The 16,827-nt window shown below is 56.5% G+C and carries 14 protein-coding genes; 13 read left to right on the plus strand and 1 reads right to left on the minus strand.

Annotation, left to right across the window (positions count from 1 at the left end; translation table 11 throughout):
• Positions 1 to 2: 2 nt before the first annotated feature.
• The 4 genes from motA to cheW are packed head-to-tail and all read left to right on the plus strand — an operon-like array spanning position 3 to position 4,377.
• Positions 3 to 890 (plus strand): flagellar motor stator protein MotA, encoded by an 888-nt coding sequence (gene motA, locus QRN24_RS08375; protein WP_008500417.1) that lies wholly within the window; start codon positions 3 to 5, stop codon positions 888 to 890.
• Entirely contained in the window at positions 887 to 1,816 is a 930-nt protein-coding gene (motB, locus tag QRN24_RS08380; RefSeq protein ID WP_014170676.1) for a flagellar motor protein MotB, read from the plus strand. Before motA ends, motB begins: the two co-directional genes overlap by 4 nt.
• Positions 1,817 to 1,820: 4 nt before the next feature.
• A complete protein-coding gene (cheA, locus tag QRN24_RS08385) occupies positions 1,821 to 3,854 on the plus strand; it encodes a chemotaxis protein CheA (RefSeq protein WP_020883375.1) in 2,034 nt (677 codons plus the stop codon).
• 19 nt (positions 3,855 to 3,873) lie between these two features.
• Entirely contained in the window at positions 3,874 to 4,377 is a 504-nt protein-coding gene (gene cheW / locus QRN24_RS08390) for a chemotaxis protein CheW (RefSeq protein ID WP_014170674.1), read from the plus strand.
• A 189-nt stretch (positions 4,378 to 4,566) separates the two neighbouring features.
• On the opposite strand, the gene QRN24_RS08395 is transcribed toward cheW, so the two are convergent.
• A complete protein-coding gene (locus tag QRN24_RS08395) occupies positions 4,567 to 5,826 on the minus strand; it encodes a dicarboxylate/amino acid:cation symporter (RefSeq protein WP_025203835.1) in 1,260 nt (419 codons plus the stop codon).
• 430 nt (positions 5,827 to 6,256) lie between these two features.
• On the opposite strand from QRN24_RS08395, the gene QRN24_RS08400 reads away from it, so the two are divergent.
• From QRN24_RS08400 to QRN24_RS08440, 9 genes are all read left to right on the plus strand, one after another.
• The gene (locus tag QRN24_RS08400) at positions 6,257 to 6,829 is read left to right on the plus strand and encodes a Csu type fimbrial protein (RefSeq protein WP_020883378.1); all 573 of its coding nucleotides are present in this window, start codon (positions 6,257 to 6,259) and stop codon (positions 6,827 to 6,829) included.
• A gap of 12 nt (positions 6,830 to 6,841) precedes the next feature.
• Positions 6,842 to 7,390: a Csu type fimbrial protein gene (locus QRN24_RS08405; RefSeq protein ID WP_025203836.1), complete on the plus strand. Its 549-nt coding sequence runs from the start codon at positions 6,842 to 6,844 to the stop codon at positions 7,388 to 7,390.
• Between the two features lie 16 nt (positions 7,391 to 7,406).
• The gene (locus tag QRN24_RS08410; RefSeq protein WP_032680765.1) at positions 7,407 to 8,168 is read left to right on the plus strand and encodes a fimbrial biogenesis chaperone; all 762 of its coding nucleotides are present in this window, start codon (positions 7,407 to 7,409) and stop codon (positions 8,166 to 8,168) included.
• Positions 8,144 to 10,528, plus strand: a complete 2,385-nt coding sequence (locus QRN24_RS08415; RefSeq protein WP_284942613.1) for a fimbria/pilus outer membrane usher protein — start codon at positions 8,144 to 8,146, stop codon at positions 10,526 to 10,528. Before QRN24_RS08410 ends, QRN24_RS08415 begins: the two co-directional genes overlap by 25 nt.
• Positions 10,525 to 11,487, plus strand: a complete 963-nt coding sequence (locus tag QRN24_RS08420) for a Csu type fimbrial protein (RefSeq protein WP_040017802.1) — start codon at positions 10,525 to 10,527, stop codon at positions 11,485 to 11,487. The genes QRN24_RS08415 and QRN24_RS08420 overlap by 4 nt, the downstream gene beginning before the upstream one ends.
• An 84-nt stretch (positions 11,488 to 11,571) precedes the next feature.
• On the plus strand, positions 11,572 to 13,236 hold the full coding sequence (gene tar / locus QRN24_RS08425; protein ID WP_262104584.1) for a methyl-accepting chemotaxis protein II: 1,665 nt from the start codon (positions 11,572 to 11,574) through the stop codon (positions 13,234 to 13,236).
• Between the two features lie 44 nt (positions 13,237 to 13,280).
• Positions 13,281 to 14,882 carry a methyl-accepting chemotaxis protein IV gene (gene tap, locus QRN24_RS08430; protein WP_032680769.1) on the plus strand — a complete coding sequence of 534 codons (1,602 nt, stop codon included), beginning with the start codon at positions 13,281 to 13,283 and terminating at the stop codon, positions 14,880 to 14,882.
• 19 nt (positions 14,883 to 14,901) lie between these two features.
• Positions 14,902 to 15,768 carry a protein-glutamate O-methyltransferase CheR gene (cheR, locus tag QRN24_RS08435; RefSeq protein ID WP_014170664.1) on the plus strand — a complete coding sequence of 289 codons (867 nt, stop codon included), beginning with the start codon at positions 14,902 to 14,904 and terminating at the stop codon, positions 15,766 to 15,768.
• Positions 15,765 to 16,814, plus strand: a complete 1,050-nt coding sequence (locus QRN24_RS08440) for a protein-glutamate methylesterase/protein-glutamine glutaminase (protein WP_272755411.1) — start codon at positions 15,765 to 15,767, stop codon at positions 16,812 to 16,814. The genes cheR and QRN24_RS08440 overlap by 4 nt, the downstream gene beginning before the upstream one ends.
• Positions 16,815 to 16,827: the final 13 nt, after the last annotated feature.

Consider the following 16,827-nt stretch of genomic DNA (forward strand, 5'->3'; position numbering starts at 1 on the left):
TCGTGCTTATCTTATTAGGTTACCTGGTAGTTCTCGGTACAGTTTTCGGCGGTTACATGATGACCGGCGGGCACCTTGGAGCACTCTATCAACCGGCTGAACTTATTATCATCGGCGGCGCAGGGGTAGGGGCTTTTATCGTTGGTAATAACGGTAAATCGATCAAGGGCACGCTGAAAGCTATTCCACTGCTGTTCCGTCGCTCTAAATACACCAAAAGCATGTATATGGATCTGCTTGCGCTGCTCTATCGTCTGATGGCGAAGTCGCGTCAGCAGGGCATGTTCTCGCTTGAGCGGGATATTGAAAACCCGAAAGAGAGCGAAATTTTTGCCAGCTACCCGCGCATTCTCGCTGACGCAATGATGCTGGATTTCATCGTCGATTACCTGCGACTGATCATCAGCGGCAACATGAATACCTTCGAAATCGAAGCGCTGATGGACGAAGAGATTGAAACGCATGAAAGCGAATCCGAAGTGCCGGCAAACAGCCTGGCGCTGGTGGGCGATTCCCTTCCTGCGTTCGGTATCGTCGCGGCGGTGATGGGCGTGGTACACGCGCTGGCCTCGGCGGATCGTCCTGCGGCAGAGCTGGGCGCGCTGATTGCGCATGCGATGGTGGGCACCTTCCTCGGTATTTTGCTGGCGTATGGTTTTATCTCTCCGCTGGCCAGCGTTCTGCGTCAGAAGAGCGCGGAAACGACCAAAATGATGCAGTGCGTGAAGATCACGCTGCTCTCTAACCTCAACGGTTATGCGCCACCTATCGCAGTTGAATTCGGCCGTAAAACGCTTTATTCCAGCGAGCGCCCGTCGTTTATCGAGCTTGAAGAACACGTGCGTGCGGTGAAAAACCCAAACCAACAGACGACAACTGAGGACGCATGAAAAATCAGTCCCATCCGATCGTCATCGTAAAAAAACGCAAGCACAAGGGGCATGGGCACGGCGCGCATGGCTCCTGGAAAATCGCGTACGCCGATTTTATGACCGCAATGATGGCATTCTTTCTGGTGATGTGGCTCATCTCCATCTCCAGCCCGAAAGAGTTGATCCAGATTGCCGAGTATTTCCGAACGCCGCTGGCGACCGCCGTGACCGGTGGGCAGCGAATCTCTAACAGCGACAGCCCGATCCCTGGCGGCGGCGATGATTACACCCAGCAGAAGGGTGAGGTGAAGAAAGAGCCGAACATCGACGAGCTGAAAAAACGCATGGAGCAAGCGCGCCTGAAGAAACTGCGCGGCGATCTCGATCAGCTGATTGAGGCGGATCCTAAACTGCGTGCCCTGCGACCACACCTGAAGATCGATCTGGTGCAGGAAGGTTTACGTATACAGATTATTGATAGCCAGAATCGCCCGATGTTCAAAACGGGCAGCGCGGAAGTTGAGCCATACATGCGCGACATTTTGCGCGGCATTGCGCCAGTGCTGAACGGTATTCCTAACCGTATCAGCCTGTCTGGACACACGGATGACTTCCCATACGCCACGGGTGAGAAGGGATACAGCAACTGGGAGCTTTCTGCCGATCGTGCCAACGCCTCGCGTCGCGAGCTGGTGGCAGGTGGGCTTGATGATGGCAAGGTACTGCGCGTGGTCGGCATGGCATCAACCATGCGTGTCACTGACCGCGGGCCGGATGACGCCATCAACCGTCGTATCAGTCTTTTAGTGCTGAACCAGCAGGCGGAGCAGGCCATCCTGCACGAAAACGCCGAAAGTCAGAATGAGTCACTGGACGATTTAAAACAGCCTGGGGCCGTTCCTTCGGCTGCCGTTCCAACATCGCCACCAGCCAATCCGAGGTGATAGCGTGAGCATGGATATTAGCGATTTTTACCAGACATTCTTTGATGAAGCCGACGAATTGTTGGCCGATATGGAGCAACACTTGCTGGATTTGGTGCCTGAAGCACCGGACTCCGAGCAGCTCAATGCCATCTTCCGTGCAGCGCACTCGATTAAAGGCGGAGCCGGAACGTTTGGATTTACCATCCTGCAGGAAACGACCCATTTAATGGAAAACCTGCTGGATGAAGCACGACGCGGTGAGATGCAGCTCAATACCGACATTATCAACCTGTTTTTGGAAACCAAAGATATTATGCAGGAACAGCTCGACGCCTATAAAAGCTCGGCAGAGCCTGATGCCGCCAGCTTTGAATACATCTGCAATGCGCTGCGCCAGCTCGCGCTGGAAGCCAAAGGTGACGCAGCCGCAGCTGTTGTTCCGGCAGCCAAACTGAGCGTTGTCGATGCCGTTACCGCACAAGAGGCGGCCCCGGCCGCCGCTGCGAGTAAAGTGCGCGTGGTGCTGTCTCGCCTCAAAGAGAACGAAGTTGACCTTCTTGAAGAAGAGCTGAGTAACCTGGCGAAATTAAGCAACGTGGTGAAAGGCAAAGACAGCCTGAGTGCGACGCTGGAAGAGGGGATTAGCCAGGACGATATCGTGGCGGTCCTGTGCTTTGTTATCGAAGCCGACCAGATCGCGTTTGAAACCGAAACGGCGGCGGTTGACGTGCCAGCGGCAGTGGAAGAGGTGGCGGTTGTTCCTCAGGCGGCCGCGCCTGCCGTTGCGCCTGCGGCGCCGGTATTGAAAGCGGTGCCAAAAGATGCTGCCGCGCCAGGCCGTGGTGAAAAACCGGCCGCGCGCTCCAGTGAATCCACCAGCATCCGCGTCGCCGTCGAGAAAGTTGACCAGCTGATTAACCTGGTGGGTGAACTGGTGATTACCCAGTCGATGCTGGCACAGCGGTCTAACGAACTGGACCCGGTGACCCACGGCGATCTGATCACCAGCATGGGGCAGTTGCAACGTAATGCCCGCGACCTGCAGGAATCGGTGATGTCCATCCGTATGATGCCGATGGAATATGTCTTCAGCCGCTTCCCGCGTCTGGTGCGTGACCTGGCCAGCAAACTGAATAAACAGATTGAACTGACGCTGATGGGCAGCTCCACCGAGCTGGATAAAAGCCTGATCGAACGCATTATCGACCCGTTAACGCACCTGGTGCGTAACAGCCTCGACCACGGTATCGAACTGCCGGAAAACCGCATTGCCGCCGGAAAATCCCCGGTCGGGAATCTGATCCTCTCCGCCGAACACCAGGGCGGGAACATCTGCATCGAAGTGACCGATGACGGTGCGGGCCTGAACCGTGAGCGCATTCTGGCGAAAGCCATTTCGCAGGGAATGGCGGTCAACGAAAACATGACTGACGAAGAAGTGGGCATGCTGATCTTCGCGCCAGGCTTCTCGACCGCAGAGCAGGTGACGGACGTTTCCGGACGCGGCGTGGGAATGGACGTGGTGAAGCGTAACATTCAGGAGATGGGCGGCCACGTTGAGATCAAGTCTAAGCAAGGTTCCGGCACCACCATTCGTATCCTGCTACCGCTGACGCTGGCAATCCTCGACGGCATGTCGGTGAAAGTGGCGGACGAAGTCTTTATTCTGCCGCTGAACGCAGTGATGGAATCGCTGCAGCCGCGTGAAGAAGATCTGCATCCGCTGGCGGGTGGTGAGCGCGTTCTTGAAGTGCGCGGTGAGTACCTGCCGCTGGTCGAATTGTGGAAAGTGTTCGAAGTGGATGGCGCGAAAACCGAGGCCACGCAGGGGATCGTGGTGATCCTGCAAAGTGCGGGTCGCCGCTACGCGCTGCTGGTTGATCAGCTGATTGGCCAGCACCAGGTGGTCGTGAAGAACCTCGAAAGCAACTACCGCAAAGTGCCAGGTATTTCTGCCGCCACTATTCTGGGTGACGGTAGCGTGGCGCTGATCGTTGATGTGTCGGCGCTTCAGGGATTAAATCGTGAACAACGTGTGGCGTACACAGCCGCCTGATTAAGTAGAAGGTAATAACATGACCGGTATGAGTAATGTAACGAAACTGGCGGGCGAGCCATCAGGGCAGGAATTCCTGGTATTCACTTTAGGCGATGAGGAGTACGGCATCGATATCCTGAAAGTGCAGGAAATTCGTGGTTACGACCAGGTTACCCGCATCGCGAACACGCCTGCCTTTATTAAAGGTGTCACCAACCTGCGCGGCGTGATTGTGCCTATCGTTGACCTGCGCGTGAAGTTCAGCCAGGGTGACGTGGACTATAACGAGAACACCGTGGTGATTGTCCTGAATCTGGGGCAGCGCGTGGTTGGGATCGTGGTGGATGGCGTATCTGATGTGCTGTCCCTGACGTCCGATCAAATCCGTCCGGCGCCGGAGTTTGCGGTCACGCTGTCTACCGAGTATCTGACCGGGCTGGGAGCGCTGGGTGAGCGTATGCTAATTCTGGTGAATATTGAGAAGCTGCTGAACAGTGATGAGATGGCGCTGCTGGATATCGCGGCGAATCACGTGGCGTAATGTTTCTCTAAACGGTTCTGTGAGGCTTTCGTGGAACCGTTTCGTTCAGTCGGGCATTTCGGTTATCTGATTCGCCCGCTGCGGTGAACGTATTAAGGGGGCTATTGCAGCCCCCTTATCTTATTCGACTACTGCAGACATGGTATTTTCTGCTGGCCTTAAGGTGAACGAAACCATTCGGCCAACCCGTTACGCTTCCTGCTCTACCAGCTCAGTCTCCGCTTCACGCGCCCCTTCATTTTGCGACAGCATCGCAGTCGCAATACCGTTACCCAGCACGTTAATCGCTGAACGTCCCATATCCAGGAAATGATCGATCCCCATCAGCAGCAAAATACCCGCCACCGGAATATTGAAACTCGGGATGGTTGCCGCCAGCACCACCAGCGACGAACGAGGCACCCCAGCAATCCCTTTTGAAGCCAGCATCAGCGTCAGCATCAGCACGGTCACTTCGGTGAAGCTCAGGTGAATATTGTACGCCTGGGCGATAAACATCGAGGCGAAAGAGCAATACACCATAGAGCCCACCAGGTTAAAGGAGTAACCGATCGGCAGAACGAAAGAGGCGATATTGCGCGAGCAACCAAAACGCTCAAGCTGTTCCAGCGTTTTTGGATACGCCGCTTCTGAACTGCTGGTGGTAAACGCCACCAGCACTGGGTCCTTCAGCATGCTGACCAGGCGGAACACCTCTTTCTTCAGCACCATATAGCCGACGGCCAGCAGCACCATGCAGGTGAGAAGGATTGCCACGTAGTAGCCGCCAATAAAGGAGGCGTAGTTCAGCAGAATGCCCAGACCCTGAGTGGCAATCACAGATGAGATGGCGGCGAAAATGGCCAGCGGGGCGACGTACATCACGTAACCCGTCACCTTCAGCATGATATGGGAGACCACATCCAGCGCGGCCACCAGCGGGGCATTGAATTTTTGCCCCAGCGACGCGCCGGCGATGCCGAAGAACATAGAGAAGACCACAATCTGCAGGATTTCATTGTTCGCCATCGCACCGGCAATACTGGTCGGAATGGTATGGGACAAGAACGCTTTCAGCGTCATCCCCCCCACCGCAAGGCCGGTGTCTACCGCCTCTTTCGGGATAGCCAGGTTCAGGCCGCTGCCCGGACGCTCCAGCGTGACGATAAACAGTCCCACCAGAATGGAAAGCACGGATGAGCTAATAAACCACACCATCGCTTTGCCGCCCACGCGACCAATGGTGGAGGTTTCACCCAGTTTCATAATGCCTACGGTCAGCGTGCTGAAGACCAGTGGTGCAATAACCATTTTAATCAGACGCAGGAAAATATCGGTCAGCAGCGTGATGTTATCCGACCATGCTTTGATGGCATCCGCAGAGGCATACTCATGAATCGCCGCCCCTGAAAGAATACCCGCCAGCATGAAAATCACGATGAAGAGTGTGAGTTTGTTTGCACTTGCCACGAAAAAAGACCCTCTATGCGCTTTGGTTGCCGTCTGCGCCGATGTATATAGATTTTTTATTACGACGCAGGAAATTATTCGGCACATAAATTGAAGTAAAGCGGAGGGAGATACAACTAGTTTTTAATTTTTATTAATTTTGTTGTTAACGCCTCGACGATATATTGTGATGCAGATCACATTTCGATGGATATATCCTCTGCGTATACGAGAAATAAGGCATTTACAAAGTATTAACATCCTGTTTTATAAATAAATATTCAGTCAATAAGCCATCAGTCTTGCCCTCCGCGGCGCGGGTGGTCGAAGCGGTATCCATAAACTAAATTCTCAATAACCCCCGGAAGAGGAACGTTAAGTGGGGCTAACATCTTGAACAGCAAAAATAAAATGTGGCAAGCGAACGGAAATGTCTTCTGGAGGGTGGTAAATGAAAAGAAAACTCCTTTTGATCTGTGCAGGCACGTTGCTGACGGCGACAACAGCCCAACAGGCGCTGGCGGTGACCAGCAGCGGTACTATTGGCGCGACGTTAACCCTGACGAACGGTTGTCTGATAAACGGCTCGCCCACGCAAAATGGCATTAACTTCGGGACCCTGGATTTCGGCACCCATCCCGCAACGTTTTCCACCCTGACGACGCAGTTGACCGGTGCCAGCGGCGGTAACACGTTCACCATTCAATGTACGACCGCCAGCTATACGGTGGCGATCACCGGGAATACCAACTCCACCGCGCCGGGTACCGTTGTGGGGACGCCAGGCACGCCTGCGCGCTATCTGGTCAACACCACCAATGCTGCACAGGGTGTGGCTTACAGCCTGTATAGCGACAGCGGATTTAACAACGTCGTTGCCAACAACGCGGCACTGCCAATAGCGTCAACCGCCGGGGGCATCGACAGTTACACACTTTACGGGCGCATTACCGGGGGCGGTAACAGCGTTACGGTCGTTCCGGGCACCTACACCGACACGATTAACGTCAGCGTCACCTATTAGTTTCACGCAGCCATGAAGGCATCCATTTTGCGTCTGCGCAACAGCGCGGAGGGGATCGTGCACCCTTTGTACGCGCTGATCGTCTGCCTGATGCTGGTGCCTGCGGCGGGTGCTGTGACGTCACAGTCATTTAAGGTCAGCGCGACCATTGTACCCGGGTGCGCGGTATCCACGGGCAGCGGAGGAGTTTTCGGTACGCTCGATTTCGGTACCCACAACGGGGTGGAAAGTGCCCCGGTGAGCACCAGTTTTGTGCCTAACGGGGCCTTGTCCATCGCCTGCACGCCCGGCGTGGCGCTGAGTATGAGCATTAACGGCGGACAGAATTACTCCTCCGTTCGGCGTATGAAGCGCTCAGGGGGGACGGAAGTGGTGGGATATCGCCTTTACAGCAGCAGTTCGCTGGCGGCGAACAGCGAAATTGGCGTCAATCAGGCAATACCGGTGACCTATACCAACAGTAATAACATTGCGCTGCCGCTTTTTGGTGTGGCGCTGCTGACCGGGTTTAGCCCGGCAGGAACGTATTCTGATCAGCTCACCGTGACCTTGTCATGGTGATAAAGGGAGACAGTCGATGAAGCCATTTTTCAGACACCTTTGTCTGGTGAGTTTGTTGGGGGGAATGGCTGCGGCGACAGGCCAGGCGCAGGCGGCGGCAACCATTCTGTTGTGGCCCATCGATCCGTGGCTGTCAGCGGATGCCAAAGCCACTGAATTATGGATCCAGAATCAGGGGAACAGCGCAACGACAATGCAGGTCCGCATTGTGCGCTGGAAGCAGGAGGGCGGTTATGAACGCTACTCCGCACAGCAGGATGTGGTGGCCAGCCCGCCCATCGTCACCATTGGCAAAGGCAGTAAGCAGCTTATTCGTCTGATTAAGCAGGGTTCGGTGCCGCTCGGCGTCGAACAGGCCTACCGCATTATTGTGGATGAAATCCCCCAGCCGGATGCCAAAGCCGAGCCGGCCATTGGCCTGAAATTGCAAATGCGCTACTCCATTCCTTTGTTCGTTTATGGACAGGGGATCCCGACCCTAAAAGAGGGGGCACATCATGCGCTGGTGGAGACCAAAAATCTGAGCTGGCGGGTGACGCAGGAGAAGGGACATCCTGCCCTGGAGGTCCGTAATCAGGGGGATGTGCACGTCAAACTCAGCCAGGTGGCGCTGGAGCAGGGCGGGCAGAAGCGGACGGTTGCAGACGGATTACTCGGGTATGTTCTTGCGGGCAGCACCCGCACCTGGTCAATCCCGGCCGGAATAGGTCAGCCAGACCGGCTGAGCGCGCAGATTAATGCCAGGGATACGCAATGGCAGTCGACGCCCGTCAACTGAAACCGGCGATGATGATCCTGCTCTGCGTCAGTACCAGCACCTGGGCTGAGCCCGGCGATGACAGTTTACCGCCGCCGCCGCAGGCTCAGGCGTTGAACGGCGAAGCGGTCTTTCAGCTCTCGATTGTGTTGAATCACTACGACACCGGTATGGTGGTGCCCGTGACGCAGCGCGAGGGGGCATTCTTTATTTCCAGCGCCGACCTGCTGCGGGCAGGGCTTCCGCCGGAGCATGTGCCTGCCGGAGACGTGAACCTTTCTACCCTGCCGCAGGTGCGCGTAGAGTACGACAGCGCGGCGCAGCGTCTGCTGCTGGGCGTTCCGGCCGACTGGGTCGCCTCACGCGTGACCCCTTTCAGCGGACAAATGTCACAAAGCAAACCGCACTTCGGGCGGGGAGCGCTGCTCAATTACGATCTCTACACCAACCATACGGAACATGTCGGCGGACAGGCCTCGCTCTGGCATGAATTCCGCTACTTCAATGAGAACGGCTCCTTTTCTTCAACCGGCTATGCCCGGGAAAATTTCACCGGAAACGACGGTCAGCAGGAAGGGTATGTGCGCTATGACACGACGCTTCTGATGACGAACGAGGACGAGGCCACGACCTGGACCGCCGGGGATGTGATCAGCGATGCCCTGAGCTGGAGCACCAGCGTGCGCATGGGCGGGATCAGCTACGGGCGGGATTTCTCCCTGCGTCCTGACCTCGTGACCTGGCCACTGCCAGAGTTCTCGGGCGAAGCGGCGGTTCCCACCTCGGTGGATCTCTTTATCAATGGCTATCGTTCCGGCTCGACCCAGCTTCAGCCGGGACCGTTCACCCTGACCAATCTGCCCTATATCAACGGAGCAGGGGACGCGGTACTGGTCACCACCGATGCGCTGGGGCGCCAGGTGAGTACCACGCTGCCGTTTTACGTCACCAGCGAATTGCTGAAACAGGGCCTGAGCGACGGGGCGGTGACGCTCGGCAGCCTGCGGCGTAATTACGGCATCAAGAATTTTGACTACGGCCCGGCGGCGGGTAGTGGGTCGTATCGCTATGGCGTTACGGACTGGCTGACGCTGGAGGGCCATGCCGAAGGAGCAGAAGCGCTGGCGCTGGGCGGGATGGGGACGGTGGTTAAATTGGGTCGGTTTGGCATCGTGAATACCGCGTATTCTCAAAGCCGCATGCGTGGAGATAATGGCGGGCAAATCAACTGGGGCTATCAGTACAGTACCAGTGAATTTAGTGTAGCGACACAGCATACGCGGCGCGATCGCGACTTTGGCAACCTCGCCCTCTACGACCAACCGACGGTCTATGACGAAAATGACCGGCCCATCGCCAGTTTTAGTCGCAACACCGACCAGTACTCTCTCACCTTTAACCTGGGCGAATATGGCAGTCTCGGTGCTGCGTGGATCGGCGTGGAGAGCTTTGACAACCAAAAAACCGAACTGCTGAATCTCTCCTGGAGCCGCAATTTGTGGGGGGCGAGCAGTATTTATCTGGCTGCAAGCCGCGATCAGCAGCGGGGAGACTGGACGGTGGCCATGTCGCTTCAGGTGCCGCTGGGAGAGCGTGACAGTGCCGCCGTAACCTATGAAAACACGCCAGATGCCGGCAGCACGCAGCGTATCAACTACAACCACTCCATGCCTTCCGACGGTGGCTTTAGCTGGAACATGGCATGGGCCAACCAGTCGAAAGCCAATGATTATCAACAGGGAACGCTGGGCTGGCGCAATAACAACATCGAACTTCAGGGCGGTGGTTATGGCGAAAGGGGCATGATGACCTGGTGGGGAGAGGCGATGGGCGCGGTTGTGCTGATGGACGGCGAGCTGTTTGCGGCAAATAAAATCAACGATGCGTTTGTGGTGATCAGCACCGACGGTCACCCGGACGTTCCCGTCAGCTATGAGAACCAGCCGGTCGGCAAAACAAACAATAACGGCTACCTGCTGGTCAGCGGGGTATCGGCTTATTACCCGGCCAGTTATCGCATTGATACCCTGAATCTGCCCGCGGATACCCGGCTGAAAGAGACAGAGCGGCGGATCGCTATTCGCCGCCACAGCGGTTATCTGGTCGATTTCCCGATGGAGCAGGAGCGGGTGGCAAGCGTCATTCTGCATGACAAGCAGGGGCAGGCTATCCCGGTGGGAAGCCAGGTTCGACGCGACTCGCGCAACAATGCGGTGGTGGGGTATGACGGCATCGCCTGGCTGGAAAATCTCAGCGATGTGAACCCGCTTGAGGTGATTACGCCAGACGGAAAACACTGCTCGGCCACGCTGACCGTGGGGGCCAACCCGGAACATAAGCTGCAGACATACGGACCGCTGATTTGCCGGGAGGAACGGTGAAGCGCTTACTGCTGTTGATACTGCTGCTGTTTTCCGGCGGCGGCTGGGCGGCGTGTACCGTCAGTACGGTAAATGCGTCATTTGGTAGCGTCACCTCGTTCGCGCTCAGCGGAACCGGGGAGGTCGAAACCACCGGCAGGCTGATCGTGGCATGCGACGCTGTGCTCAATCTTCTGACCAACGACTCGGTGACGCTGAACTACACCGCCGCGTCGGTTTCAGGCAACAGCCGTGCCACCATGAAACGCACCGACAATGCGGCCATCACGGATGTGATCCCCACCCGGTTGTGCGGGTTAACGGGGTGTTCGAGCAACAGCGAAGTGCAAATCAGCAAAGCTTATACCTGGAGCGGCAACACCCTGCTGGGATTACTGGGGTCAAAACAGTACAGCATTCCGCTTTATTTCCGCACCGTTGCCGGACAAAACGTCACGGCCGGGCCCTATCAGGTGCTGCTCACCTTCAGCATCAACTACAGCGTCTGTTCCGTGGGCGTGCTGGGCCTTTGCACCGTTCCCCAGACAGGCACGGCGACCACCAGTATTCTTCTCAACATGACCGTTACCAACGACTGCAGCGCCATGACCACGCCGGACGTCAACTTCAACAGTGCGCCGCTGGTGCAAAGTTTCCCCACTGTCTCGCAGGCGATTGCCGTCACCTGTACCAAAGGAAGCACTTACACTATCGGAATTAATAATGGTGCCAACGCGCTGAATAACGTTCGCCGCATGGTGAGCGGCAGTAACTACATGAGTTACGACATTTATAAAGAAGCCACGACCAACCGCTGGGGTGGCAGCGGTACCGAGCGCTGGACCAGCGCAACCTCCTCGCAGGTCAGTACCGACGGTTTATTGCGAACCTACAACTACACTGCCAAAGTCCTTACCAGCCAGTCTACGCCGCCTGCCGGCACCTATACCGATACGCTGATCGTTGACGTTGCGTTTTAACCCCGCGCTTTTCCCTTTCTCAAATGTAAAGTTCCTGTAGTCAGTGCCGATAACACCGTTAATAAATCTATGAGAAGGTGTTGTATGTTGAACCGTATCCGCGTTGTCACAATGCTTATGATGGTGCTGGTCATTTTCGCACTTCTTCAGCTTACCTCCGGCGGGCTTTTTTTCTCGTCACTTAAACAAAACCAGGACAGTTTCGCCGCCTCGAACGATCTCCGCGTACAGCAGAGTGAACTGACGTCGACGTGGGATCTGATGCTGCAAACGCGTATCAACCTCAGCCGCTCTTCCGCCCGCATGATGATGGATCCAAATAATCAGCAGAGCAGTGCGAAAACGGAATTGCTGAAAAATGCGCGGGCGACCCTTGCTGACGCCGCGAAACACTACGACGCCTTTAAGAAAATCACGCCACAGCCTGCCATGGCGCAGGTGAGCCAGAATATCGATGAAAAGTACAACGCCTACTATGCCGGTCTGACGGAGCTTATTCAGTTCCTGGAAAGCGGCAACATGGACGCGTATTTCGCGCAACCTACCCAGGGGATGCAAAACGCCCTTGGTGCGGCACTCGGGGAATACGCCAAAGCCAGTGGCGACCTGTATCACTCGGCCTTTACGCAAAGCCAGAATGATTACCGCTTTGCCAAATGGCAGATGGCCGTCATGGCGCTGGCGCTGGTCATCGTGCTGGTGGGCGTGTGGTACGGCATTCGCCACATCCTGCTTAATCCTCTCGGTCACGTCATTGCCCACATTCGCGAGATTGCCGGTGGTGACCTGACCAAAACGCTGACCGTCTCCGGGCGCAATGAAATTACCGAGCTGGCAAACAGCGTTGATCATATGCAGCGCTCGCTAATTGAGACCGTCGCCAACGTGCGTAACGGATCGGAAGCCATTTATACCGGTACCAGCGAAATTGCGATGGGCAACAACGATCTGTCGTCGCGCACCGAACAGCAGGCGTCGGCGCTCGAAGAGACCGCCGCCAGCATGGAGCAACTTACCGCGACCGTGAAGCAGAACGCGGACAACGCCCGTCAGGCCTCACAGCTGGCGGAAAGCGCGTCCGAAACGGCGCAGCGAGGCGGTCGCGTGGTGGACGGCGTGGTGAAAACCATGCACGAAATCGCCGACAGTTCGAAGAAAATCGCCGACATCATTAGCGTTATCGACGGCATCGCTTTCCAGACCAATATCCTCGCCCTCAACGCCGCCGTTGAAGCCGCACGTGCGGGCGAGCAGGGGCGCGGGTTTGCCGTGGTGGCCGGGGAAGTGCGCAACCTTGCCAGCCGCAGTGCCAACGCGGCGAAAGAGATCAAGGCCCTGATTGAAGACTCCGTTTCCCGCGTCGATACCGGCTCCGTGCTGGTAGAAAGCGCAGGGGAAACCATGAATGACATCGTGAATGCCGTTACCCGCGTAACGGACATCATGGGTGAAATCGCCTCTGCGTCGGATGAGCAGAGTCGTGGTATCGACCAGGTCGCTCTGGCGGTATCGGAAATGGATCGCGTGACACAACAAAACGCCGCGCTGGTGCAGGAATCCGCTGCGGCGGCGGCTGCGCTGGAAGACCAGGCAAGCCGTCTGAAGATGGCCGTCTCGGCGTTTCGTCTCGCTTCACTCGCTGGAAACACGGTCACCCCGCAAGCAACGTATCTCGCGCCTGCCGCAGCAGCGGCAGCGACCCGTAAACCTGCAGCGACGACCGGACATGAAAACTGGGAAACATTTTGACTGACATTTAAACCGCGGCTGCTTGCCGCATGATGGGAGCGTGGATGTTAAATCGTATTCGTATCTCGACCACACTGTTTTTGATTCTGATCCTTTGCGGTGTGTTGCAGGTTGGCAGTAACGGGTTGTCTTTTTGGGCGTTTCGCGATGGCTATCAGAATTTGCAGGAAGTTGAGGCGAGTAACCAGCAGCGCGCCGCCGTGGCACAGACGCGCGCCGTACTGTTGCAGGCAAGCACGGCGCTGAACAAAGCGGGAACCTTAACCGCCCTGAGTTATCCGCCGGATGACATCAAGGCATTGATGGTGACCGCGCGCGACAGCCTGAAGCTGGCTGACGCGCAGTTTAACGCCTTCGCGGCACAGGACGCCGGCAGCGCGGAAGTGAAAGCGCTGAAAGTCGCGATGAAGAAGCGTTTTGATCAGTGGCACAGCGACCTGGATCACCAGGCGACCTGGCTTGAGAACAACCAGCTCTCGGACTTTATGACCGCGCCGGTCCAGGCGTCCCAGGCGGCGTTTGATGCGAGCTTTAATGCCTGGCAGCAGAACATTAACCAGTTTGTCCAACGCGCCGGGAATGACAGCCGTAAAAACTACCATATGTCAGGCGTGATTTTTGCCGTGGTGGTGATTCTGGCGGTGCTGCTGACCGGCGGTGCCCTGTACTGGTCGCGCAGAATGATTGTGCAACCGCTGGCGATCGTCAGCAGCCACTTCGACAGTATTGCGAAGGGTAACCTGGCGCGTCCGGTGGCGGTGTACGGCAAGAACGAAATTTCGGCGATTTTTGCCAGCCTGAAGGCGATGCAGGGCGCCCTGCGGGAAACGGTCTCCGATGTGCGACAGGGCAGTTATGCCATGCACACCGGGATCTCGGAGATTGCGGCAGGCAATAACGATCTCTCATCGCGCACCGAGCAGCAGGCAGCTTCGCTGGCGCAAACGGCTGCCAGCATGGAGCAGCTCACCGCGACGGTAAGCCAGAACGCGGATAACGCGCGTCAGGCGTCTGACCTGTCCAGACAGGCGGCGATGACGGCGAAGAAGGGGGGCGATCAGGCCTCTCACGTGGCCAGTACCATGCAGGATATTGCCGCCAGTTCACAGAAAATTGGCGACATTATCAGCGTGATTGACGGTATTGCGTTCCAGACCAACATTCTGGCGCTGAACGCGGCCGTTGAAGCGGCACGCGCCGGTGAGCAGGGGCGTGGTTTTGCGGTTGTGGCCGGTGAAGTCCGTAATCTGGCGAGCCGCAGCGCCAACGCCGCGAAAGAAATTAAAGGACTGATTGAAGAGTCCGTTTCGCGCGTCCAGCAAGGCTCTGCCCTGGTGGACACGGCGGCGAAAACCATGCACGAAATCGTCACCTCCGTTACGCGGGTTAACGACATCATGGGCGAGATTGCTTCTGCGTCCGATGAACAGCGTCGCGGAATTGAGCAGGTGGCCCAGGCGGTAAGCCAGATGGATCAGGTCACGCAACAAAACGCCTCGTTAGTGGAGGAAGCGGCAGCGGCAACCGATCAGCTGGCCAGCCAGGCGGATCATCTGACCGGGCTGGTCGCGGTATTTAATGTGAAAGAGCACGTTGAAGCAGTAACAGAAGTCGGGCGGTCGCAGGCCGTGCCAGTTGTATCCTGAATGTAATTAAGAAGGCGCTATGACATCACCAATGCCCCCAGGGCAAACGTCATTACTGTTGCAGATGACACAGCGCCTCGCGCTGTCCGACGCGCATTTTCGTCGGATATGTCAGTTAATCTACCAGCGTGCGGGGATTGTGCTTGCCGATCATAAGCGAGACATGGTCTACAACCGTCTGGTGCGGCGCTTGCGTACGCTGGGGCTGGACGATTTTGGTCGCTATCTGAGCATGCTCGAAGCGAACCAGAACAGCGCAGAATGGCAGGCTTTTATTAACTCGTTAACCACCAACCTGACCGCATTTTTCCGTGAAGCTCACCACTTCCCGGTCCTGGCGGAGCACGCGCGTCGCCGCAGCGGGGAGTATCGCGTCTGGAGTGCGGCCGCCTCAACCGGGGAAGAGCCGTACTCGCTGGCGATCACCCTTGCCGACACGCTGGGCATGGCGCCTGGACGCTGGAAAGTCTACGCCAGTGATATTGATACCGAAGTGCTGGAAAAGGCACGCAACGGCGTGTATCGCCAGGATGAACTGAAAACGCTGTCACCTCAGCAGTTGCAGCGTTACTTCATGCGCGGAACCGGCCCGCATGAAGGCCTGGTGCGCGTGCGCCAGGAGCTGGCGAACTGTGTCGAATTCGCGCCCGTTAACCTGCTGGATAAGCAGTACAACGTGCCGGGGCCATTCGACGCTATTTTTTGCCGTAACGTCATGATCTATTTTGATAAAACGACGCAACAGGACATTCTGCGTCGGTTTGTTCCGTTGCTCAAGCCTGACGGTTTACTGTTTGCCGGGCACTCGGAAAACTTCAGCAACCTCGTGCGTGAGTTTAGCCTGCGTGGGCAAACGGTATATGCGCTGAGTAAGGAAAAAGCATGAGTAAAATCAGGGTGTTGTCTGTCGACGATTCTGCGCTGATGCGCCAGATCATGACTGAAATTATCAATAGCCACAGCGACATGGAGATGGTGGCGACAGCGCCTGATCCGCTGGTAGCGCGGGATTTAATTAAAAAATATAACCCCGACGTGTTAACGCTGGATGTCGAAATGCCGCGCATGGATGGCATTGATTTCCTGGAAAAATTGATGCGCCTGCGGCCCATGCCGGTGGTGATGGTCTCATCCCTGACCGGAAAAGGATCTGAAATTACCCTGCGTGCGCTGGAGTTAGGGGCGGTGGATTTTGTCACCAAACCTCAGCTTGGCATTCGTGAAGGGATGCTGGCGTACAGCGAAATGATCGCCGAGAAGATCCGCACCGCGTCACGTGCGAAGCTTGCCGTGCACAAACCGATGGATGCACCGGTAACGCTGAAGGCCGGTCCTTTACTCAGTTCGGAAAAACTGCTGGTAATTGGGGCGTCAACCGGGGGAACAGAGGCAATTCGTCATGTACTCCAGCCATTGCCGCTGTCAAGTCCGGGTATTCTGATCACGCAGCATATGCCGCCAGGCTTTACCCGCTCGTTCGCCGAGCGTCTGAACAAGCTGTGTCAGATCAGTGTGAAAGAGGCGGAAGACGGTGAGCGCGTACTCCCCGGCCATGCGTATATCGCACCGGGTGACAAGCATATGGAGCTGGCGCGCAGTGGCGCTAACTATCAAATCAAAATTCATGACGGACCGCCGGTAAACCGGCACCGTCCGTCGGTGGATGTGCTGTTTCATTCGGTGGCGAAACATGCGGGGCGCAACGCCGTTGGGGTGATCCTGACGGGGATGGGTAACGACGGTGCCGCCGGAATGCTTGCAATGCACCAGGCTGGCGCCTGGACGATTGCGCAGAATGAAGCAAGTTGTGTGGTGTTCGGCATGCCGCGCGAGGCCATCAATATGGGTGGCGTGAGCGAAGTGGTCGATCTTAGCCAGGTAAGCCAGCAGATGCTGGCGAAAATCAGTGCCGGACAGGCAATACGTATTTGACTCAGGAGTATTA

Origin of the sequence: Enterobacter sp. MEB024 (genome assembly GCF_030209635.1) — a bacterium.
Taxonomy (GTDB): Bacteria; Pseudomonadota; Gammaproteobacteria; order Enterobacterales; family Enterobacteriaceae; genus Enterobacter; species Enterobacter ludwigii.